The following is a 22,140-nucleotide window of genomic DNA, read 5'->3' on the forward strand; positions in this document are numbered from 1 at the left end:
TAAATCTTGGAAGCGTAAGCAAATCAGTTTTATTAGAAAGGAGAGAATGGGTACAAAATTACGATCTAAAATAATGCTCTAGTAAATAGAGCTTTAATAAGAATGGAGGAATACTATGAAAAATACAGTGGTAAAGAAAAAGTATGGATTTAATGATTATTTAAAATTTATAATACCGTCTATCATCGGGGTATTATTACTGATGTTTCCGTTTCAATATGAAGGTGAAACCACCATCGTGGTTGCGTTACTAGCAGGAAAATTAACTGCTGCCTTAGAATCTGTATTGCCTGCAATTATATTAGGTTTTATAGCGTTTACGGGAATCACGACTTTAGTATATAAGCTTGTTCAACCTCAAATAATCGAAAAAAATAGTTTCTTAAAGGGCATTTTTAATGTTTCAACAGTCTGGGTCCTTGTGAGACTCCTTGGTGTCGCTTTTGCAGCAATGGCATATTTCAAAATAGGACCTGAATGGATTTGGTCAGAAGATGTCGGAGGACTAATTTTATATAGCTTAATCCCTACATTATTTGCAATGTTTCTTTTTGCAGGATTCTTACTTCCATTTTTAACGGATTTTGGTTTGTTAGAATTTGTAGGGGCACTTTTAACCCCTGTCATGAGACCTTTATTTCAGTTGCCTGGTCGTTCTTCTATAGACTGTATTGCCTCTTGGGTAGGGGATGGAACCATCGGTGTTGCTTTAACGAATAAGCAGTATGAGGAAGGGTATTACACAAAAAAAGAAGCCGCAATTATCTCAACGACCTTTTCAGCAGTATCCATTACTTTCTGCTTGGTCGTCATAAGTCAAGTAGGATTGGTACACCTTTTTGGATCATATTATTTAACTGTAGTAATCGCTGGTATGGTTGCAGCTGTTATTATGCCTAAAATCCCACCTCTATCCAAAAAATCAGAAACCTATTATAATGGTGTTAAAAAGGATTTAGGAGAAGATGTGCCAAAAGGATTTACCAATACACAATGGGGTGCACATCTAGCAATTCAAAAGGCAGAAGAAAGTGGCAACGTTAAAAACTTTGTAGTCAATGGATTTAAAACTGTTTTTGATATGTGGCTGGGTGTACTACCAGCAATCATGGCCTTTGGAACCATAGGGTTGATCATCGCCGAAACAACGCCAGTGTTCCAGTGGCTGGGAATGCCATTTATCCCGCTTTTAGAACTGTTTAAAATTCCAAATGCAGTAGAGGCTTCTCAAACCATCATGGTGGGATTTGCAGATATGTTCCTACCCTCAGTGATTGGCTCTACAATACCCAGCGAAATGACACGATTTGTAGTTGCTGCACTTTCTGTAACGCAATTGGTATATTTGTCTGAGGCGGGGGCTGTAATATTGGGCTCCAAAATCGATATATCCTTTTTAGAGCTATTTATAATCTACGTGGAAAGAACTTTGATTACGCTGCCGATTGTGGTAATAGCTGCTCATTTAATTTTCTAAGGAGATGAAAAAATGATTCATTATGAGGATGTCAAAAAGGCACACGAGAGAATACGTCCCTATGTTTATCGAACGCCACTAGATCAATCTATGTATTTAAGTAACCAAGATACCAAGGTATATCTCAAACTGGAAAATCAGCAAAAAATGAAATGTGCTAAAGCTAGGGGTGCCTTTAGTAAAATAACAAGCCTTTCCCAAGATGAAATCAATAAAGGAATTGTAGCTATTTCTTCTGGGAATCACGGTGCTGCCATAAGCTATGCTTCAAAGCTAATGGGGATAGAAAAAACTACAGTATATGTACCTGAAACCACACCCGACAGCAAGATTGAAAAAATAGAGTTCTACGGTGCTGAGGTAGTTAAAGTTGGAAAAAACTATGATGAAGCCCATGCAATTGGAGTAGAGAGAATTCAGGCTCATGGTGGTATCTTTGTTGATCCTTGCTCAGACGAGGTCGTAATAGCAGGACAGGGAAGTATTGGACTAGAAATATTGGAAGAGGAGCCTTCCATCGATACGATTTTAGTGCCAATCGGCGGAGGCGGTATCATAACTGGTATTAGCATTGCTGCTAAAGCTGTAAACCCCAATATAAAAATTATAGGTGTACAGACAGCGGCTTGCCCTGCAATGGTAGCAGCAATGGCAGATGAAAAGTTTTATGAGGTATATCCTACGGAAGACTCCATATGCGATGCCCTAGTTGGTGGCGTTGGATACATTCCTTACCAAATGTCCAAGCGATGCATTGATGATATCATCGTCGTAGAAGAAACAGATATCTATGATGCTATCCAACACTTACTCACCAAGGAAAAGGTAGTAGCAGAGCCTGCCGGTGCTGTGGGTGTGGCGGCCATAAAAAAGAAGGGGGATCTTTTTAAAGGTAGAAATGTTGCTGTGGTCATTACTGGGGGCAATATGGATGAGGCATTGATGAAAGAGATTATGAGTAGAGCTTAAATCTTAAGTTGAACTTTATATGAAATTAATGAAATATAGATGATAAAGATTGTATTATTTAGGAAATGCATAAAATATCAACAAGGTGACAAAATAGCAGGAGATTATCGGAAAATCCGATAATCTCCTGCTATTTTGTCTGACAATTAAAATTGATATTTTAACTGATTTTAACGATGGTTCTACCCACATGAGTTCCTTGCTGCATTTTTGAAAAAATTTCTTCTAAGCCATCTAAATCAACCTCGCGAACATGAAGCTGATCCATAATGTGCCACTCTTTTGCAAAACGCTGCCAAATATTCAACCGTCCCTCAATTGGATAATTTACAGAATCGATTCCCAGTGCGTTAATGCCTCGTAGGATAAAAGGGAGCACTGTTGTTTCTAGGCCTATTCCTGCCGCATTGCCGCACATACTAATGCTGCCCCCATAATGGATTTGTGGGATCAGCGCCGATGCTACTTTACCACCCACGGCATCTAATACAAAGTGAAATCGTTGCTTGCCCAGCGGTCTTGCTTTTTCCGGAATAAGGTCTTCTGGATAGAGTACTGTCTTTGCACCGAAGGATCGGATCAGCTGTTCTTCCTGCTTCTTACGACTAAAGGCAGATACATTGGTATAGCCGCATTTGGATAATAATCTGATCGCGATACTTCCAACACCACCAGAGGCACCAGTCACGAGGATTTCAGGTTGATTGGTTACATTCATCCCCATTTTTTCTAAAGCATCAATAGAAATTGCAGCAGTAAACCCTGCTGTTCCGATGACCATTGCATCTCTTAAAGAAAGTCCCTCAGGCAATGGAACAATCCACTGTTCTGGAATCTGTACATATTCTGAAAAACCTCCCGTATGGGTCATACCCACTTGGAAACCAGTAACCAAAACTTTTTGACCAACATAAAACTTTTCTGAAGTAGAGGATACTACTGTTCCGCTTAAATCAATCCCTGGAATCATAGGATAGTTGCGGATAACGCCACCCCCTGCTTTTACGGCCAAATGATCTTTATAGTTCACCGAAGAATAAGCAACCTTAATGGTAACATTGCCTAAGCTTAGATCATTTAATGTAATGTTTTCTACAGCATGAGATACGATGCCATTTTCCTCTCTCACAACGACTGCCTTAAATTGCTCCATATAAATTCCCTCCACTTTAATTCTGATTAAGAATATTTCCTAATACGAATAATTCTCATGCTTGAATTTTAACAAAAATATGGTATACTGTCAATAAGTTTAGGGAGGGTCAAACATGGAACTACATCAATGTATTAACTTTTTATTGAGTACTGCACAAAATACAGTGTTTCAATATTTTAATCAAAAACTATCTCAGTACAATATTACGCCAGCGCAGTATGGGGTGTTGAACTGTCTTTGGGAGCATGGAGAGCTTACACCAAAGCAAATCGGGGAGTTTCTTGTACTGGAGGCATCTTCTATTTCTGGGATACTTGAGCGAATGCAGAAAAATAATTTAATAGAACGAAACATACATCCAAATAATCGCAGAACAATCGTTGTAACTACAACAGAGCAAGCGGATGATATCCGCCATAACATTGAAGAAATTGTAAGTGAAATGAATCATAAGTTTTTATCCTTCTTATCGGAAGATGAGAGACACTTATTTACTCAAATATTACAAAAAATAATCCATATCCCAAAATAAGTTCGTAAAATACAAACAGCTCCTTTATGTATGGTAAAGGAGCTGTTGATCATTTTAAAATCTAATTGATGGGGTATTACAACTATGCTCCAATTAAATAGCGGTCCATCCGCCGTCCACTGCCAGGTACTGTCCTGTAGTATAGCTGGATGCATCGGAAGCAAAATAAACAATGGCGCCGTCCAGTTCGCCCTCTCTTCCAGGTCTGCCCATTGGACATAGGATCTGGATCGCACCTAAAAGTCCTTCGGTCTCAATTACATCCTTCGTCATTTCGCTTGGGAAATAAGCAGGTCCGATAGCATTCACAGTGATGTTGTATTTAGCCCACTCATTAGCCAAAGCTTTTGTCATCATTAAAACTGCCCCTTTTGAGGTGCAATAAGCCGATATAGGGGAACCTGGCATTGCTACCATGGAATGGATAGAACCGATATTTACTATTTTTCCATACTTTTGCTCAATCATAACTTTTCCGACTTCTCTTGCAACGTAATAAACAGAATCGCAATTAATGCGAAGGGTTTCCCGCCATTCTTCATCAGTTTGGGATTCTGCTGGGATCCCTTTGCCGATGCCTGCATTATTAATCAGAATGTCGATTTTTCCAAATGCGGATTTGATTTCTGAAACCATTGCAGTGATTTCAGAGGTAATCAATACATCACATTTAATCGCCATGCAGCGAACTCCCATGGCTTCAATTTCTTTTTTCACATTTTCCAACTTTTCGACCCTTCTTGCAGCAATTACAACATCTGCCCCTTGTCTTGCTAAAGCCTTGGCAAATTGTACACCAAGTCCCGAGGAAGCACCTGTAACCAAGGCTACTTTACCTTTTAAATCAAATAAACCACTCATGATACCAGCTCCTTTCCTTATTATAAATAATATTACCTATTTTTACGATTTTCAAACAGGTAAGAAGGTAGAAGGTTATGTTATAGTGTAGATTTCAATCCATAACCAACATCGATCAATAAAAAATCAGTCTCCATATTTGGAATTATCAGGTGTACATTCCTCTTCAAATTAGTTCTACCATGGGATTAAATTACTAATGTCAGGCACTAAACTACTACTATTATTAATTTTATTCGTATTATATAATGGATTTAATAATGGAATTAAAATTATGCGACTGAATTGGAGTGGAGACCGTGTCCTTAGAAAAGTCTACTGACAAAAAACTTTATGGAATTGAATTGATGCGAGGAATTTCTTGTCTATTGGTAATCATGATTCACGTGACAGCTTCCTTCTGGATATACCCCCAAAAGGAAAGCTTAACTTTCAAATGGATAATAGCACTCAATACAATTTCTAGATTTGCTGTGCCAAGCTTTATTTTTATGAGTGGATTTACCTTGTTCTATTTTTATTCAAGAAGAGAATTTTCTTTTATATCTTTCTATAAAAAGCGTATGGTCAAGGCAGCGATACCTTACCTCCTCTGGAGTTTCTTCTACACAGGAATCAATTATAGAAAATATTTAAATGTTTCCGTGGGAATGCAGTGGGGCCAATTTTTCAAAGAGGCACTGTTGGGATTATCCAGCTATCATTTGTATTTTATGCTAATTATCATTCAATTTTATTTCATATTTCCTGTCTTGCTACGGATCTACAAAAAAGTAGATAAGCCCATGATCACCTTCATTTTTTGTGGCATCTTGAATCTGGTGTTCATTCGACATCTGAATTTACCGCTACGGGATCGCTTATTTCCTTATTATTTGATTTATTTTATAGCTGGATTTGTTTTTGCAGATTTACGCCTAAAAGGTCGAAAATTTTCTAAAATAGGAAGGATGTTATGGGGAATCGCTTATATAGTGGCAGCGGTATATTATGTAGTGGATCATTATAGGATTACGATAGGAGCGCCACCGATTTCACCGAAAATATTTCAGTATATTTTTATGGTATATGGTGTTATTAGCAGTAGTCTGCTCTATATCCTATTGGAAAAACTTGAGGAAAATAATCTTCCATGGATGCGGCATCCACTAATAGGGTCCTTGAGTGCCCACTCATTTTCTATTTATTTGGTTCATCCTTTCTTGATGAAATGCTACCAATGGTTAGAAGGTTATGTCACCTTGGATGGTGTACCTTTGTACGGGCTATTTCTTGTGAAAAGTACTATAATCTTCATGAGCTCCTGGGGCATTAGCATCGTTTTATCTCAGATAAAGATAAAATTACTACAGAAAAAACATGGATATAAAGATAGATAATTAAATCAATTGAATCTAATGTAAAAATTCATAGCATTTAAATTATTTATATAAATAATTCAATAATTGGATGAAAAAGAATTAACATTGTGATAGAATAAGATTGATTACGTAAAACACATTTTTATAAAAAAACATAGAGACATTCCGTTGATATGTAGAAAAATAACATGAAGAGGAGAATTGCTATGAGTAAACCAGTATTATCAGCACATTTTGAATCTAGAACACCTTCTGATGTTCGTTTGGCCCAAATGAAATACGATGAACGCGAAGTTAAGCCAGCAGCAGTAATCAACGTGGGTATCGGAAACGTATCTCTACCTACAAATCCAGCCATGATGAAAAGAATGTTCGAGCTTAATGCACCAGAAAGTCCATTCGCAAATGGTGTTGTAAGATATTCAGGTACAGCAGGAACAGTTGAAGCTCAAAATGCATTTAAAAATATTCTTAAAAGTGAAGGATTCGATACAAGTAAGCTTCATGTACAAGTAACGGATGGTGGATCTTCTGGTATGGAGTTATTAATTTTAGGTGTTTGTGGACCAGCTGGAACAGATGAAAAACCACTGATGATGATCGATCCTGCTTATACAAACTACATTTCATTTGCTGAAAGAGTTGGCCGTAAAACTGCAACAATAAAGCGTAAAATGGGTGAAGACGGTAAATTCAGCTTACCTAGCATGGAAGAAGTTGAAGAAATGATTAAAGCAAATAACCCAGGTGCACTTTTAGTAATTCCTTACGATAATCCAACAGGACAATACTATACATACGATATTCTTAGAGACCTTGCGAAACTTTGCGTTAAATACAATATGTGGATGGTAAGTGACGAGGCATACCGTGAATTATATTATGATGAAAACGAAGCGTTAGTAAGTATTTGGGGATTAACCGATGCTGAGGTTCCAGGAATTGAAGGAAGAAGAATCAGTATTGAAACAGCTTCAAAAGTATGGAATGCTTGCGGATTAAGAATTGGTGCTGTTATCACAGATAGCCCAGAGTTCAGCAACCGTTCAATTGCTGAGTATACAGCAAATTTATGCGCAAACGTAATCGGTCAATATATATTTGGAGCTTTAGCTCACGAAAGCAAGGAAGATATTCTTGCTTGGTGCAAACAACAAAGAGATTACTACAAAGATCAAATCGTAAAAGTATACAACGGTTTGAAAGAGCAAGAACCAGGACTTATCGTTTCAAGTCCAGATGCTTCCATCTATTCAGTAATTGATGTAAGAAACGTTGTAAAACCTGGATTCGATTCAATTGAATTCGTTTTATACTGTGCAGGAAAAGGTTCTGCTGTAATTGATGGCGTTGAGACAACATTGTTAGTAGCGCCAATGAAAGGATTCTATGACATTAAGGCTGGAGAGGAAAACCCTGGAAGCACTCAATTCAGAATTTCTTTCGTTGAGTCACCAGAAAATATGGCGAAGATTCCTGAACTTTTTGTAACTCTTTTAAGACAATACGAAGCACAAAGATAATAAAAGTGATGAATGATAAAGTCAATCCCATCTTAGATGGGATCGACTTTTTTTATTTCATAGAACTCTATTGAACCCATATAAAAATTGAAAGGTGGAAGAAATACGACGAATTATTAGGGGGACGATTGGTGTATTGGTAGATCCATATGATCAAGGGAAGATTATGACCGGTGTCAATTTGATGATTGGGGCTGCTGGTGTAGTGTTGGCTGTAGCATTACCCTATGTCAAACTTATACAGTCGGAATGCTCCTCCATGGTTTATTCTTAGGGATGCTGGGTACTATTAAGAATAGAGTTCCATTAATTATTATATCTATTTTCGTCATGGAAGGAAGCTTAACAAATTCAGCCTGAATATTAGGCTGTGTATTTTCATTGATGGGAAGTAGTGTAATTTGACGATGCCTTTAGGTTTAATCCCATCCATTGGACAGCTGGATGAAAAATAGAAAGTAAAGCGTAAGACTGATAGGAGTTAGAAACCACAGCACTGCGAAATGAAAGGGCTGGCCGAAATAGGCTCAAAAGAAAAAGAGATTTTAAAATTAATTTTTAGGAGGTTTTGTATGAAAACAAGATCTATAGAAATGAGTATAAAAAAGCCTGGAACCCATTGGGTAGGCAATGGATTTCATGTAAGCAATTATTTTCCTTCTGGAGCAAATTTACTAGAAAGGTTTTCACCCTTCATTTTAATGGATTATAATGCACCCTTGGAATTTCTCCCCAGCGAAACCCCAAGAGGGGTAGGTGCCCATCCCCATAGAGGCTTTGAAACTGTCACCTTTGCCTTAGAGGGTGCTGTTGAACATCATGATAACCAAGGCAATCATGGCATCATCTACCCTGGCGATGTTCAGTGGATGACAGCAGGTGGGGGCATCTTGCATAAAGAATATCACGAAGCATCCTTTAATAAAACCGGTGGGCTCTTTCATATGATACAGCTATGGGTAAATCTTCCTAAACAGTATAAAATGACAAACCCACGATATCAAGCGATCGTAAATAAAGATATGAAAAAGGTGGTCATGGATAATGAAAGTGCTACAATTACCATCGTAGCAGGAGAATTCAATGGCGTAGCTGGACCAGCAAAAACTTTTAGTCCCATGAACATTTATATCGTTGATTTAAATGGGGGTGAAAAAATTAGTTTAAATGAGCCCAGCAATTATAATGTGGGAATTCTGATTTTAAATGGAGATATCCATGTAAATGGAGAATCTCATAATGAAAGTGATTTTGTCCTATTTCATAATGAAGAGGGAACAATCAATTTAGAGGCCCCTGCCGGCGGTGGAAAAATCTTTGTTCTGAGTGGTGAGCCAATAAATGAGCCCATTGCCGCAGGCGGACCTTTTGTAATGAATACGACAGAGGAACTAAGGCAGGCTCAAGAGGATTTTTACAACGGTAAATTTGGCGATATGAACTTTTAAATTATAAAAACACCATCAGTCTACTGATGGTGTTTTTATAATTTAGCCTAAGGTATCTTTGTATATGGATTTCACAAAAATTAATGAGAGTGTCCTTCTTCAGCCTCTTTTTTCGTTCTATGAATTGTGCCATGAGGATGTTCTGGCGGTGCATAGATAGAGTATAGCTTTAGAGGGATACAGCCTGTATTAATTAAATTATGCCACTTGCCTGCAGGCACAATAATGATACAATCCTCTGAAACCTGTGCTTTAAAATCCAGCTGATTTTTGCAATCTCCCATCATAACAGTACCTTGACCCTGCTCAATACGGAGAAATTGATCCACGTCTGGGTGCATTTCCAAACCAATATCATCACATACAGGGATACTCATTAAGGTGAGTTGAAAGTATTTTCCTGTCCATAGGGCGATACGAAAATAATCATTTTGCTCAGTGGCTTTGTCGATATTGGTGACGAAAGGATTCGGCCCATAATCCTTTAGCTTTTTAGGTGGTTCACATGGCACTGGATGATTGGGCATGGTACTCCAGTAGGAGTAAGGATAGTAAGTATACATGTAATATGGGTCATAGATCATAGAATTACCGTAATATGGGCATGGATATTGGGGATAATTATAATACATCGCATTCATTCCTTCCATATGCTTTTACCATATGATATGCTAGAGTTTGAATAGAAGTGCATCCTGTGGTTTTTACGACATTATTTTAATTCAGAATATCAGAAGGAGAAGGGATATGGGATTGACGGTATTAGAGCTCATAAAGTTAGACATATTTAAAAATTTTAAGTTGGTTGCAGGTCAACGAGGCCTCGATAAACCGGTAGAGAAAATCGGAATATTGGATTGGGAGTTTACCAATAAAATAGAAGGGCGTATTGTGGATAGTGAATTTACAAAGGGTGAATTTGTGCTGACCAGTCTTTTATTTGCAAAGGAACAGCCAGAATTAATCATAGACGCTTTAAAATATTTAGAGGAAAGCCATATCTCTGGATTCGCTGTAAAAAATATCTATTATGACGATCTGCCCATGGAGGTAATCGATTATGCAAATAGGAAGTCCCTACCCATTTTTATCTTTGATACCAGTGTATACTTTGAGGATATCATTACAGTTGCTGCAGATAAAATAAAGTCCATATCGAATTTTGATCTGCTAGAAAGTAAAGTGGATTTAATCATAAAGATGAATATCAATAAAGCCGTAACGAGGGAAGTGGCACTTGAAATAAATAGTAGCTTTAAGGAATCTTTTTTTGTGATCTCTATGAAAGAGAAACGATTGATTGATGAGAGTCGAATCATTCCATTGATTGAGGCCTTGAAGAAAAACAGCATTATGAATCGGAGTAGCACCATATTAAAATATAAAAACAGTATCTTAATGATATACACCTTCCATAAGAATCAGAATGAAACCGTTGGTCATGATGTGCCATCTTTATTGAGAAAAATGGGCGTCGATATTTCACAGTATTATATCGGCGTAAGTACAGTCCATGTGGATTTAAGCGAATTGGGGAATGGGATCAATGAAAGTATATTTGCCCAACGGACAGGAGAATTATCTCAAAATAGTTTCAACTATTTTAAGGATATTGGTGTTTACAGTATATTGATGCCCAATGCAGACAATGGTTGGATTCAAGATTTTTATAATAGAATACTAAGTCCCATTCAAAGCTACGATGAAAAGTACCATACAGAATTGTTTCACACAGCCTTGAACTATATTGAAAATGATGGGAAAATCATAGATACTGCTCAACGTCTTTTCCTACACAAAAACACGATTCGATATAGAATCGGTAAAATAAAAGAATTGCTGCACATGGAAGACAAGGAATTAGAATTTTATGAGCAGCTTTCTATGGCAATCAAGCTTTATAAAATATATCATATATAATGGGACGAAGTACACCTTGGATAAAATACAAAAAAACACAATATTATTTTTATTTTAAACAAAGAAAAGTGGAGCGATCTATAGTAAAATAATAAGGTAATGATCATCCGGACGAATCATATAAACGGGATAATTACAGAGGGAGGAGAAGACGTATGAACAATAAAATAATTCGCGGCGAAATACTTTTAATTATAACAGCAATTATCTGGGGTACTTCCTTCGTTGCTCAGCGTGTTGGTATGGAACTCATAGGACCATTTACATTTACAGCGACGAGATTTCTTGTAGGAACATTATCCTTGATTCCGATTATCCTCATAACGGATAAGGTCAACAAAAAGGAAGAAGAAAATAAAACTGAAAATAAGACTGAAGCTGAGACTGGAATCAGAAAAGAATTACTTATCGGTGGAATCGCTTGTGGCTTAGCCCTATTTTCAGGAATATCCTTTCAGCAAGCAGGGCTTCAATATACGACGGCAGGAAAGGCCGGATTCATTACTGCATTGTATATTGTCCTAGTACCGCTTCTTGGATTATTTTTAAAGAAGAAAGTGGATAAAAATGTATGGATCGGATTAATTTTAGCTGTAATGGCTTTATATCTACTATGTTTTACAGAGGACTTTTCTATATCAAAAGGAGACCTCATCGTACTTTGTGGCACTGTATTTTGGGCGATTCATATTCTTGTGATTGACCATTTTGCACCGAAAGTCAATGGACTTAAAATGTCCTGTATCCAATTCTTTACTGCAGGAATTCTGTCTTTAATCATTGCATTTTTTACGGAAACTATTGAAATGTCTGCTATTTTAAATAGTGCAGGTCCAATTTTATATACGGGAATCGTCGTTGTAGGTGTAGCTTATACATTCCAAATCATTGGACAGAGAGGAACCAACCCTACGGTTGCTGCCATTATATTGAGTATGGAATCTGTATTTGCTGTGGTATCCGGAATGGTGCTTTTAGGAGAAAGTATGTCCTTAAAAGAAATTTTAGGCTGTATCCTAATGCTTGCAGCCGTTCTTATTACGCAGATACAGCCTACAAAATCCAATGTGGAAATAGAGGAGAAGGCATAGGAATCTACTGAGATTTTAACAGGATTAATTTCGAGATAAAAAGCCATATACGAGGAATCGTGAATTCCTTTGTATATGGCTTTCCTATTAGATATCTGCAAAGGCTTTTTGACGCCATTTCCCTTTTTTGAAGAAAAAGGTAGTGATGAGTGCACCCAGTGTCCAAGAAGCCAGAAGAGAAATAAAGGTAGATTCTGGTCTTCCTGTAGGGTAAGCCTCACTCCTCGTTAGATAAGCAATGGTGTATGCGATAGGGACACGAATGATGATGGTATTAATCATAGAGATCCACATGGGCGTCATTGTATCACCTGCACCACGCATAACCCCAAATAGACTCTGTGTTACTGCCATTGCAATATATCCTACCGCAAGAATCCGCATCATATAAACACTTAAATCGATCAATTCTGTTGTATCCGTAAAAACACTGACCAGATATCTGCCAAAGATTAAAATTAAAATAGTGATTAAGGTAGATACGCTAAGGGCAAGTATTAAGCCGTGCTTCGTTCCTTCATCGACACGATCCATTTTTTTAGCACCGATATTCTGTCCCGTATAGGTGGTCATTGCAGCTCCAAAGGAGAAGTTGGGCATCATAGCAAATCCATCGACCCGCATAACGATCACGTTACAGGCGATGACCATTTCTCCAAAGCTATTGGTTAGAGACTGGACAACGATCATAGCCAGAGATAAGATCGCTTGTGTGACGCCGGAAGGGAGTCCAAGTTTGATTAATCGATGGGAATATTCCTTCTTTAAAGTTAACATTTTACTGTTGAGATCAAAGTTTTCTTTCATTTTAAGTAATTTAAGGACGCAAAGGATTGCTGAGATTCCTTGAGCGATGATAGTAGCGAGGGCAACGCCGGGCACACCCATATGAAAGCCTGCAACGAACCAGAGATCTAAAATTACGTTTAATACTGTAGAAATCAAGAGAAATATAAGCGCAGATACGGAATCTCCAAGACCTCTCAGAACTCCTGCTAGAATATTATAGTAAGCAAAGCCTGCAATTCCCCAGAAATAAATATTTAGATAACTGGTACACCAATTAATAATACTATCCGGTGTATTCAAGAAAGATAACATAGGCCGAGCGACCATGGGCCCAATGACCATGATGATGACGGAGGCAATGCCCGTCAGTGTGATACAGGTTCCGATGGCGCGCGAAAGTTTCTCCCTGTCTTTTGCACCAAAATATTGGGATACCATAATACCTGCCCCTACAGATATGCCAACAAAGAGCACCAGTAGAAGGTTTAATATGGGCATGGCACTGCCAACAGCTGCGAGTGCATTGTCTCCGACATATTTACCGACAATGATAGAGTCTGCTGTATTGTAAAGCTGCTGTGCTATATTACCAACGAGCATTGGAATTGCAAACTCTGTAATTCGTTTCCACGGTGTGCCTTCCGTTAAATCTTTGGGAGCAAATACATCCTTTAAATTTGCCATATCTCTACCTCCTAATTCGCATAACAAGCTGCATAATATATATGTAAATATTTCAATAGTCTAAATATTATTTAAACTATACTAACTATCATATCTTGTAAATTTATATATAGCAAGATTAAATAATCGTTATGAAGATGCAATTAAAAGCGGAGCATCTCCATTTCGTATTAACAGAATATTAACCTGAATTTACAAATCTTAATACAAAATTTATATCTATAGCATTAAACTACTATTGAAAGGAGGCAAATTTTATGACTCTGATAGTAGGACTTAGTACGATAGTTCTTTTTATATTGGGCTATTATATAATGGATCATATTGATCAATTCATACAAAATAACGTGGGTATTTCAAATAAGAATCTATATCATGAAAAGGTTAAGGATAGAGAAGAAAAAAATAGGATATTAATCTATGGAAAAAATGAACTGACGGAGTTGGTAGAAGATTATTGTAATTCACAAAGATATGAATATCAGCAAATAACAGATGTCTGTTATATTGATCCGGAGACTAAATATCGGTGTTTACTTGCACTATCCTATAATGATGCAGATAATTTGACGGTTAGTTCGATTGGCTTCAAAATTTATTCTATTTCAAATGTCACAGCATTATGCAACAATCAAGAAAATTTAAAAATGTATAAAGAATTCAGCGTTCATAATGTATTGTTATATGATGATATAGACAAAGTTTTTGGAATGATAAAGGGGTTGGTGGAAGATGGAAACAAGAATAAGAACAAAATTTAAATTAACTTATGCACAGTTAAGTGCCATTACGTTTTTTACCATTATATTGATTGGTGCAGGACTGTTATCACTTCCGATCGCATCTAGAAGTGGAGAGTTTACACCTTTTATTAATTCATTATTTACGGCTACATCTGCCGTGTGTGTTACAGGGTTGGTTGTATACGACACCTATAGTTATTTTTCTGTATTTGGACAGAGTGTTATATTAATGTTGATTCAGATTGGTGGACTAGGATTTATGATAATAGCCACAATGTTTTTGCTTATGCTACGGAAAAAAATTGGTGTTAAGGAAAGGGACTTTTTGAGAGAGTCTGTAAACAGCATTCATATAGGTGGTATTGTACGCTTGGCAAAACATATATTGCTAGGAACTTTTTTGTTAGAGGGTATGGGTGCGATCATACTTTCTATTAAATTTAGTTCTGAAATGGGTATTGCATCAGGAATATTGAATGGGATATTTCATTCAATATCTGCATTTTGTAATGCAGGCTTTGATTTAATGGGAAGATATGAGCAATATTCCTCGTTAACAAGATATAGCGGAGATACGGCTGTGAATCTTACGATAATGGCATTGATCGTCATTGGTGGTATTGGTTTTCTAGTGTGGGAGGATGTTTATAAAAACAAATTAGCATTTAAAAAATATCAATTGCATTCTAAAATTGTTTTATATACGACTTTCTTGCTAATACTATGTTCAGCCATTATATTTTATATCATAGAAAAAAACAATCTACTGGCAGATATGAATATGAAAGAGCGTGTTTTATCCTCATTATTCCAAGCCATAACACCTCGTACCGCTGGATTCAATACAATTGATACTGCATCTCTTCTGGAAAGTTCAAAGCTTTTTACAATGTTCCTTATGATTATTGGCGGAAGTTCTGGTTCAACGGCAGGTGGTATCAAAACGACAACATTTGTGATTACGATCCTTACAGTGATATCCTCTGTTAGGAATTCAGCGGATTTAAATATATTTGGACGCAGATTAGAGAATGGCGTATTAAAAAGAGCCTATAGTATCGTTACCATTTATATATTAGGTGCACTTCTAGCCATGCTATCCATTAGTTTTATTCAACCAGAGCTAATGCTAAGTGACATTGGATTTGAGGTTTTATCTGCCATAGGAACTGTTGGAATGTCTACTGGTATAACACGTCAGCTAGTGGGTATGTCAAAATTTATAATTGTTGTACTGATGTTCTGCGGAAGAATAGGAAGTTTAGCAGTACTTATGGCAGTTGCAGAGAATAAAAACAATGTATTGGTAAAGAATCCTGTAGAAAAAATCATCATTGGTTAACCCTATATAGAAAGGAAAAGATCATATGTTATTAAAAAAGAAGAGTATATTAATAATCGGAATCGGTAGATTTGGAAGATATTTAGCTTGTAAATTTTCGGAATTAGAAAATGAGGTGATGATTGTGGATCAATGCGAAGAACAAATCAGCGATTTAATCTCCATCGTCACAAGTGCCCAGATTGGTGATTGTACAAATGTAGAGGTACTAAAGTCCTTTGGTGTTTCTAATTTTGATATTTGCTTTGTTTGTATAGGATCTAATTTTCAAGCATCTATAGAAATAACATACCAGTTAAAAGAGCTGGGTGCAAAATATGTAATAGCAAAAACAAATCGAGAGATCCATGAAAAGTTTCTATTGAGAAACGGTGCGGATGAAGTGGTCTATCCAGAGAAGGAAAGTGCCAATAAAACGGCCATTCGATTAAGTGCTAATAATATATTCGATTTTGTGGAACTAACACCGGATTATTATATTTTAGAGATACCTCCTTTAGATTCATGGATTGGAAAAAGTATCGGCCACGTAGCAGTTAGAGTGAAATATAAAATTAATATACTGGCTACTAAAAAGGAAGAAAATGTATTTCCGTTGCCTGGAGCTGATCACATATTTAAGAAAGATGAACATCTAATTGTTGCAGGCAATAAAGCGGATTTAACACATTTACTAAAAAAGATTTGATATTGATGCCTGTGATATAATAGAATTAAGGAGGTGATTTTATTAATCAAAATAAAAGAATTTATATAACTTATATTATAAATCTAGTTTTATTAATAACGATTTCTACAATCGCATCACTATCCTTGGGAAAATTTGGAATAGGTAAAGAAAGTATCATTATGGTATTTATAGTAGGCGTTTTAGTGGTTACAGTATCTACGAATGGCTATATATATGGAATATTGGCCTCGGTGATCAGTGTATTTATCTTTAACTACTATTTTACAGTACCACTACACACCTTTATTACTTACCATACGAATGATATTGTGTTAATGGTTTCATTTTTGGTAGTATCCTTGATCTCGGGAACAATGACTAAAAGGTTTCAAAAACAACTATTAATTGCTAAAAAAAATGAGCATACTGCAAGGCTTCTATATAAAGTAACGGAAAGTTTTTTAAATATTACAGGTAAAAAAAATATTATTATGCAGGGGATAGATTATATTTATCAGAACACAAGCTATAGTAGTAAAGTATTTCTTTCAGACGCTAAAGAGGCATATACCGATGATAGTAGAGCATTTGTAGTGGATGAGATGGACATTATGGAGATTCCAATTAAGGGCTTAACAAAGCAACTGGGTATAATGCAGGTTGCATACTCTAAGAAAAATTTTAGTTTAGAGCATGAGCTGCTTATTAAAACGGTTGTAACACAAATGGGCATATCTTTAGATCGAGAGTTTATTTATAATGAACGTGAAAATATTCGAATCGCTATGGAAAGAGAAAAGATGAGAAGTAATTTGCTTAGAGCGATATCTCATGATCTTAAAACGCCCTTAACGGGTATTGTTGGTGCTAGTGGTGTTATATTAGAGAATCTAACGAAGTTAGATAATTGTAATATTAAAAAGTTGGTATGTGATATTAATGAAGAAGCTACTTGGCTAAGTAACCTTGTAGAGAACATTTTAAATATGACCCGGATTAGCGAAGGAAAGCTGATGATTGAAAAAAATTATGAAGTTGTAGATGATATTGTTTATGAGGCCATTCGGCATGTAAAAAATTTTTCGAATACAAAAAACATATCAGTTTCTATGCCTGAGGAAGTTGTGATGGTTTTCATCGATGGAAAGTTAATGGTTCAGGTTCTTATCAATCTATTGGACAATGCCATGAAGCATACAGGAGATGATTGTAAAATACAGATCACTGTATATGTGCATAATGATTCCGCAGTTTTTGAAGTATCAGACAATGGGTCAGGTATTGATAACAATATTGAGGATTCCTTATTTGACAGCTTTGTGACTTCATCGGTTAAAACAATAGATGGTAAAAGGGGGATGGGCTTAGGATTATCTATATGTAAATCTATTATAGAAGCACATCAAGGAACAATAACAGCTGGCAGATCAAAAGAAGGTGGCGCATTATTTAGATTCACACTACCACTGATGGAGGAAAAATAATGGAAGATAATTTAAGAATATTAATTATTGAAGACGATAAATATATATTGAACTTTATATCTCTTTCATTAAAGACAAATGGTTATGTATTCGATACTGCCAAAACAGGCATACAAGGAATGTCTTTATTTTACAGCAATAATCCAGATGTAATCTTATTAGATTTAGGACTACCGGATATCGATGGAATTGATATTATAAAGTCAATTCGCATGATTTCGGAAGTACCAATTTTAATAGTATCTGCAAGGGGAGAAGAAAAGGAAAAAATTTCTGCCTTAGATGCAGGTGCAGACGATTATATTACAAAACCATTTCATATGGGTGAGCTTTTAGCACGCATTAGGGTGGTAGAACGAAAGCTAAAGAAAGCTGTTCAAGGGGATAATGCAGAAATATTTCAGCTGGACTATTTAACGATTGACTATGAAAGACGAATGGTTTTGGTTGATCATAAGGAAATTCATTTAACGCCCATTGAATACAAATTATTATTGCTTCTAGTGGAGAATAAAGGAAAGGTATTGACCCATAATTATATCCTAAAGAAAATATGGGGATATGGTGAAACTGGTGATTCTAAATCCATTAGAGTTTTCATGGCCAATCTTAGAAGAAAAATAGAAAAAGATAAAACTTCTCCTAGATTTATTTTTACCGAAGTAGGTGTAGGCTATCGCTTTGCAAATGAATAAGAAGATTTCTCATTGGAATGCAAACTGAGAAAGGTGCGAAATTCTTGCAATACATAAGTACTTAATATATAATAACCTTATAATTTAATATGTGCGAATTTGGAAGCTGGGTGAAATTCCCACACTGTCCCGCAACTGTAATAGCAAAGTAGAGACAATAGGTCATTGGGAAGACTGTTGTATACGTGAAGGCTTAAGTCAGGATACAAATGAAATGGTTTGCATAGAAGATTTCCTTACGATGGATGGGGAGGTTTAATAGAAGTATCGTGTATAATTTTGCCATTTTATAACATCTATCTTATTTTTAGGATGGATGTTTTTTTATTTTGACTATTTGAAAAACATATTGCTCTACAGTAAAAGATCATGTTAATTGAATCATAAATTATAAGGAGATACTCTATGGAAAACAATAGGAAAGATAAAAAATTTATAAGTAAAAGAATTGGCAGGGTAATGATCGCAGGAACTGGCAGTGGATGTGGTAAAACTACAATTACTTGTGGTCTCTTAAAGGCACTTTTAAATAAAAATTTAAAGGTAGCCTCTTTTAAATGTGGACCGGATTATATCGATCCCATGTTCCATTCCAGAATTACAGGAACGAAATCTCGCAATTTAGATATGGTTCTATGTGGAGAAAATACGGTAAAACAACTATTATCAGAGAACAGTGATGGGATGGATATTTCTGTAATTGAAGGGGTTATGGGATTCTATGACGGACTGAGTGCCAACAGCGTTTCCTATTCCTCCAATGATATTTCCAACAAAACAGATACGCCTGTAATCCTGGTTATCAATTGCAAGGGAACATTCCTATCAGCAGCGGCCATTGTGAAAGGATTTTTAGAGTTCTCTCCAAACAATATTCAGGGCGTCATATTCAATGGAATCAACGAAGGGATGTATCCCGTCTATAAAGAGATCATTGAAGAACGAAATGGGATTAAAGTCCTTGGATTTATGCCAAATTTACCGGAGGCTGCCATTGAAAGCCGGCATCTCGGCTTGGTTACAGCAGAAGAGATTGATACGCTCAAAGAGAAAATTGACTTATTGGCAGAAAATGCGGAGAAGTATATTGATCTAGAAGCTTTAATGGCGATTGCCAGTTCAGCTTCTCCTATTGAATATGAAAATCATTCAGTAGAGGCTGTAGGCTACGCAAGAGTGGCAGTAGCGATGGATAAGGCATTCTGCTTTTATTATGAGGATAGCTTAGAACTTTTAAAGAAGATGGGATTGGAATTGATTCCATTCTCTCCAATGGAAGATCATCAACTGCCAAGGGATGTAGACGGCATCATCATAGGGGGCGGATACCCAGAACTCTATGGAGCAGCATTGTCTGGTAATGAACCTATGCTAGAGAGTATCCGAAAGGCTTTGAGTCAGAAGATTCCTGTATATGCTGAGTGTGGCGGCTTTATGTATTTAGGAACAAAAATTGAAGATTGGGATATGGTTGGTGCCATAGAGAATAAAAGTGTTTTAACCAACCGACTACAAAATTTTGGATACATTACATTGACGGCACAACAAGATAATCTTTTCTGTGAAAAAGGAGAAAGCATCAATGCCCATGAATTCCACTATTCAAAAAGCGACGTGGATGGAGAAGGATTCATTGCTACGAGAATATCCACAGGAAAACAACGATCCTGTATTGTTGCAGAGGATCATCTATTTACTGGGTATCCTCATATACACCTTTGGGGTAATGTGAAATTTGCAGAAAGATTCGTACAGAAATGCGTAGCCTATAGAAGTTCTAAGGAAAGCATCTTATAACTTGAAAGACTTAAAGAATATAGAGATCGATATGGAGGATGAAGGTTATGGCTAAAGCTATAATGGTTCAAGGAACGATGTCCAATGCGGGAAAAAGTATCATTACTGCTGGATTATGTCGGATTTTTGCACAGGATGGATATAAAGTAGCGCCCTTTAAATCGCAGAACATGGCGCTGAACTCCTATATAACGAAGGATGGGCTTGAAATGGGAAGGGCTCAGGTTGTACAGGCGGAAGCATCATATAAAGAGCCCGATGTTCGAATGAATCCCATTCTATTAAAACCCACCAGCAATAGAACGTCTCAAGTCATTGTCAATGGAGAAATTTTAGGCAATATGCCCGCTGGAGACTATTTTAAATACAAGACGAAGCTGATTCCAGATATTATGAAAGCATACAACAGCTTAGCAGAGGAAAATGATATCATCGTCATCGAAGGGGCTGGTAGCCCTGCTGAAATCAACTTAAAGCAGGAAGATATCGTCAACATGGGGATGGCAAAGCTAGCAAAAGCACCTGTCCTAATCGCTGGTGACATCGATCAAGGTGGAGTTTTCGCATCGTTGTACGGTACCTATATGCTTCAAAGTGAAGAAGAGAAGCAATATATTAAGGGAACAATTATCAATAAATTTCGGGGAGATTTAAAAATACTAGAACCGGGTCTCAAGATGCTGGAGGACTTAATCCATATACCGACCCTTGGTGTTGTGCCTTATATGGACATTGACATTGACGATGAAGATAGCCTTTCCGATCGATTTTCCAATAAGAATTCCGGTGGCGATGTGGATATTGTCGTCATAAGACTACCTAGAATCTCCAACTTCACAGATTTCAATGTCTTTGAATATATGGAAGGGGTTTCTGTAAGATATATCACCAAACCTTCTCAGCTGAAAAATCCAGATTTAGTCATCCTGCCTGGTACAAAAAATACTTTAGGTGATTTAAAATGGCTGAGAGAAAGTGGGCTAGAAGCCAGCATTTTAAAATATGCTGCAGAAGGAAAGCCTGTTTTCGGTATCTGTGGTGGATACCAGATGCTAGGAAAAACCTTAAAAGATCCATGGCATGTGGAAGAGGGCGGAGAGATATCGGGTTTAGGTTTAATCAACGCTGAAACAGTTTTTGAAAGGGAAAAGACTCGTAGTAGAGTAAAGGGACAGTTCCATCATCTTTCAGGAATTTTTGAAGGACTGAATCATAAGATTTTTGAGGGATATGAAATCCATATGGGTATTACAACACCCCTAGGAGGAGAAGCGTTCACATCTTCTCTTGAGGCGATGGATGGCGGCGTAAAATCAGATGGACTCTGCAGTAATAATATTTACGGAACCTATGTTCATGGTATATTTGACGAAGGACAGGTTGCCGAAACCATTATTAGAACATTGATGGAAAAGAAAGGGCTTGTATATGAGCCAAATAAAAATTTTAATATGGTAGAATATAAAAATAAAGAATATGATAAGCTTGCAGATGCTTTAAGAAAAGCACTGGATATGGAAGCCATTTATAGAATCTTAAATGAGGGAATATAGCAAGTTGAACTAAAAAAATAAAGTGCAGCAATTCAGCCGCACTTT

Annotated in this window: 20 protein-coding genes and 1 riboswitch; of the genes, 16 read left to right on the top strand and 4 right to left on the bottom strand. The window is 36.7% G+C overall.

All coding sequences use genetic code 11. The annotated features are described in order from the left end of the window. Positions 1-115: 115 nt before the first annotated feature. Both CLOS_RS04375 and CLOS_RS04380 read left to right on the top strand, forming a co-directional pair. Positions 116-1,477 carry a YjiH family protein gene (locus tag CLOS_RS04375; protein ID WP_012158706.1) on the top strand — a complete coding sequence of 454 codons (1,362 nt, stop codon included), beginning with the start codon at positions 116-118 and terminating at the stop codon, positions 1,475-1,477. Positions 1,478-1,489: 12 nt separating this feature from the next. Continuing rightward, positions 1,490-2,446, top strand: a complete 957-nt coding sequence (locus tag CLOS_RS04380; protein WP_012158707.1) for a threonine ammonia-lyase — start codon at positions 1,490-1,492, stop codon at positions 2,444-2,446. 160 nt (positions 2,447-2,606) lie between these two features. On the opposite strand, the gene CLOS_RS04385 is transcribed toward CLOS_RS04380, so the two are convergent. Then, positions 2,607-3,599, bottom strand: a complete 993-nt coding sequence (locus CLOS_RS04385) for a YhdH/YhfP family quinone oxidoreductase (RefSeq protein ID WP_012158708.1) — start codon at positions 3,597-3,599, stop codon at positions 2,607-2,609. A 115-nt stretch (positions 3,600-3,714) separates the two neighbouring features. Between CLOS_RS04385 and CLOS_RS04390 the strand changes: the two genes are divergently transcribed. Further along, positions 3,715-4,134, top strand: a complete 420-nt coding sequence (locus CLOS_RS04390; RefSeq protein WP_012158709.1) for a MarR family winged helix-turn-helix transcriptional regulator — start codon at positions 3,715-3,717, stop codon at positions 4,132-4,134. A 93-nt stretch (positions 4,135-4,227) separates the two neighbouring features. On the opposite strand, the gene CLOS_RS04395 is transcribed toward CLOS_RS04390, so the two are convergent. After that, positions 4,228-4,995 (bottom strand): glucose 1-dehydrogenase, encoded by a 768-nt coding sequence (locus tag CLOS_RS04395; RefSeq protein WP_012158710.1) that lies wholly within the window; start codon positions 4,993-4,995, stop codon positions 4,228-4,230. 299 nt (positions 4,996-5,294) lie between these two features. Between CLOS_RS04395 and CLOS_RS04400 the strand changes: the two genes are divergently transcribed. From CLOS_RS04400 to CLOS_RS04410, 4 genes are all read left to right on the top strand, one after another. Further along, positions 5,295-6,374 carry an acyltransferase gene (locus tag CLOS_RS04400; RefSeq protein WP_041718987.1) on the top strand — a complete coding sequence of 360 codons (1,080 nt, stop codon included), beginning with the start codon at positions 5,295-5,297 and terminating at the stop codon, positions 6,372-6,374. Between the two features lie 188 nt (positions 6,375-6,562). Further along, positions 6,563-7,879, top strand: a complete 1,317-nt coding sequence (locus CLOS_RS04405) for a pyridoxal phosphate-dependent aminotransferase (RefSeq protein WP_012158712.1) — start codon at positions 6,563-6,565, stop codon at positions 7,877-7,879. A gap of 136 nt (positions 7,880-8,015) precedes the next feature. Further along, positions 8,016-8,153 (top strand): hypothetical protein, encoded by a 138-nt coding sequence (locus tag CLOS_RS15820; RefSeq protein ID WP_156774395.1) that lies wholly within the window; start codon positions 8,016-8,018, stop codon positions 8,151-8,153. A 298-nt stretch (positions 8,154-8,451) separates the two neighbouring features. Then, a complete protein-coding gene (locus CLOS_RS04410) occupies positions 8,452-9,327 on the top strand; it encodes a pirin family protein (RefSeq protein ID WP_012158713.1) in 876 nt (291 codons plus the stop codon). An 80-nt stretch (positions 9,328-9,407) separates the two neighbouring features. Here the strand turns inward: CLOS_RS04410 and CLOS_RS04415 are convergent, their stop codons facing one another. Beyond that, positions 9,408-9,977: a cupin domain-containing protein gene (locus CLOS_RS04415; RefSeq protein ID WP_012158714.1), complete on the bottom strand. Its 570-nt coding sequence runs from the start codon at positions 9,975-9,977 to the stop codon at positions 9,408-9,410. A gap of 97 nt (positions 9,978-10,074) precedes the next feature. On the opposite strand from CLOS_RS04415, the gene CLOS_RS04420 reads away from it, so the two are divergent. Both CLOS_RS04420 and CLOS_RS04425 read left to right on the top strand, forming a co-directional pair. Further along, entirely contained in the window at positions 10,075-11,247 is a 1,173-nt protein-coding gene (locus CLOS_RS04420; RefSeq protein ID WP_012158715.1) for a PucR family transcriptional regulator, read from the top strand. A 155-nt stretch (positions 11,248-11,402) separates the two neighbouring features. Further along, the gene (locus CLOS_RS04425; protein WP_012158716.1) at positions 11,403-12,338 is read left to right on the top strand and encodes a DMT family transporter; all 936 of its coding nucleotides are present in this window, start codon (positions 11,403-11,405) and stop codon (positions 12,336-12,338) included. Positions 12,339-12,425: 87 nt separating this feature from the next. On the opposite strand, the gene CLOS_RS04430 is transcribed toward CLOS_RS04425, so the two are convergent. After that, positions 12,426-13,811: an MATE family efflux transporter gene (locus CLOS_RS04430; protein WP_012158717.1), complete on the bottom strand. Its 1,386-nt coding sequence runs from the start codon at positions 13,809-13,811 to the stop codon at positions 12,426-12,428. Between the two features lie 257 nt (positions 13,812-14,068). On the opposite strand from CLOS_RS04430, the gene CLOS_RS04435 reads away from it, so the two are divergent. The 7 genes from CLOS_RS04435 (at position 14,069) to CLOS_RS04465 (ending at position 22,095) form a co-directional block, all read left to right on the top strand. Continuing rightward, on the top strand, positions 14,069-14,572 hold the full coding sequence (locus CLOS_RS04435; RefSeq protein ID WP_012158718.1) for a hypothetical protein: 504 nt from the start codon (positions 14,069-14,071) through the stop codon (positions 14,570-14,572). After that, positions 14,544-15,896, top strand: coding sequence for a TrkH family potassium uptake protein (locus CLOS_RS04440; protein WP_012158719.1), 1,353 nt, complete (start codon positions 14,544-14,546; stop codon positions 15,894-15,896). Before CLOS_RS04435 ends, CLOS_RS04440 begins: the two co-directional genes overlap by 29 nt. A 25-nt stretch (positions 15,897-15,921) precedes the next feature. Next, complete coding sequence (locus tag CLOS_RS04445) at positions 15,922-16,584, top strand: potassium channel family protein (RefSeq protein WP_012158720.1); 663 nt, start codon at positions 15,922-15,924, stop codon at positions 16,582-16,584. Between the two features lie 95 nt (positions 16,585-16,679). Then, positions 16,680-18,050 (top strand): sensor histidine kinase, encoded by a 1,371-nt coding sequence (locus tag CLOS_RS04450; protein ID WP_278183756.1) that lies wholly within the window; start codon positions 16,680-16,682, stop codon positions 18,048-18,050. Next, positions 18,050-18,745, top strand: coding sequence for a response regulator (locus CLOS_RS04455; RefSeq protein ID WP_012158722.1), 696 nt, complete (start codon positions 18,050-18,052; stop codon positions 18,743-18,745). The genes CLOS_RS04450 and CLOS_RS04455 overlap by 1 nt, the downstream gene beginning before the upstream one ends. Positions 18,746-18,797: 52 nt before the next feature. Continuing rightward, a riboswitch (cobalamin riboswitch) is annotated at positions 18,798-18,974 on the top strand. Positions 18,975-19,150: 176 nt separating this feature from the next. Next, entirely contained in the window at positions 19,151-20,542 is a 1,392-nt protein-coding gene (locus CLOS_RS04460) for a cobyrinate a,c-diamide synthase (RefSeq protein WP_012158723.1), read from the top strand. Between the two features lie 47 nt (positions 20,543-20,589). Then, on the top strand, positions 20,590-22,095 hold the full coding sequence (locus CLOS_RS04465; RefSeq protein ID WP_012158724.1) for a cobyric acid synthase: 1,506 nt from the start codon (positions 20,590-20,592) through the stop codon (positions 22,093-22,095). The last annotated feature ends 45 nt before the right edge of the window (positions 22,096-22,140 follow it).

It is taken from the genome of Alkaliphilus oremlandii OhILAs (assembly GCF_000018325.1).
Taxonomy (GTDB): Bacteria; Bacillota; Clostridia; order Peptostreptococcales; family Natronincolaceae; genus Alkaliphilus_B; species Alkaliphilus_B oremlandii.

Bases quoted from the DNA above. Each gene is read 5' to 3' on its own strand.
- CLOS_RS04375 (WP_012158706.1), top strand. From the start codon at position 116: ATGAAAAATACAGTGGTAAAGAAAAAGTATGGATTTAATGATTATTTA.
- CLOS_RS04380 (WP_012158707.1), top strand. From the start codon at position 1,490: ATGATTCATTATGAGGATGTCAAAAAGGCACACGAGAGAATACGTCCC.
- CLOS_RS04385 (WP_012158708.1), bottom strand. From the start codon at position 3,599: ATGGAGCAATTTAAGGCAGTCGTTGTGAGAGAGGAAAATGGCATCGTA.
- CLOS_RS04390 (WP_012158709.1), top strand. From the start codon at position 3,715: ATGGAACTACATCAATGTATTAACTTTTTATTGAGTACTGCACAAAAT.
- CLOS_RS04395 (WP_012158710.1), bottom strand. From the start codon at position 4,995: ATGAGTGGTTTATTTGATTTAAAAGGTAAAGTAGCCTTGGTTACAGGT.
- CLOS_RS04405 (WP_012158712.1), top strand. From the start codon at position 6,563: ATGAGTAAACCAGTATTATCAGCACATTTTGAATCTAGAACACCTTCT.
- CLOS_RS04410 (WP_012158713.1), top strand. From the start codon at position 8,452: ATGAAAACAAGATCTATAGAAATGAGTATAAAAAAGCCTGGAACCCAT.
- CLOS_RS04415 (WP_012158714.1), bottom strand. From the start codon at position 9,977: ATGGAAGGAATGAATGCGATGTATTATAATTATCCCCAATATCCATGC.
- CLOS_RS04420 (WP_012158715.1), top strand. From the start codon at position 10,075: ATGGGATTGACGGTATTAGAGCTCATAAAGTTAGACATATTTAAAAAT.
- CLOS_RS04425 (WP_012158716.1), top strand. From the start codon at position 11,403: ATGAACAATAAAATAATTCGCGGCGAAATACTTTTAATTATAACAGCA.
- CLOS_RS04430 (WP_012158717.1), bottom strand. From the start codon at position 13,811: ATGGCAAATTTAAAGGATGTATTTGCTCCCAAAGATTTAACGGAAGGC.
- CLOS_RS04435 (WP_012158718.1), top strand. From the start codon at position 14,069: ATGACTCTGATAGTAGGACTTAGTACGATAGTTCTTTTTATATTGGGC.
- CLOS_RS04440 (WP_012158719.1), top strand. From the start codon at position 14,544: ATGGAAACAAGAATAAGAACAAAATTTAAATTAACTTATGCACAGTTA.
- CLOS_RS04445 (WP_012158720.1), top strand. From the start codon at position 15,922: ATGTTATTAAAAAAGAAGAGTATATTAATAATCGGAATCGGTAGATTT.
- CLOS_RS04455 (WP_012158722.1), top strand. From the start codon at position 18,050: ATGGAAGATAATTTAAGAATATTAATTATTGAAGACGATAAATATATA.
- CLOS_RS04460 (WP_012158723.1), top strand. From the start codon at position 19,151: ATGGAAAACAATAGGAAAGATAAAAAATTTATAAGTAAAAGAATTGGC.
- CLOS_RS04465 (WP_012158724.1), top strand. From the start codon at position 20,590: ATGGCTAAAGCTATAATGGTTCAAGGAACGATGTCCAATGCGGGAAAA.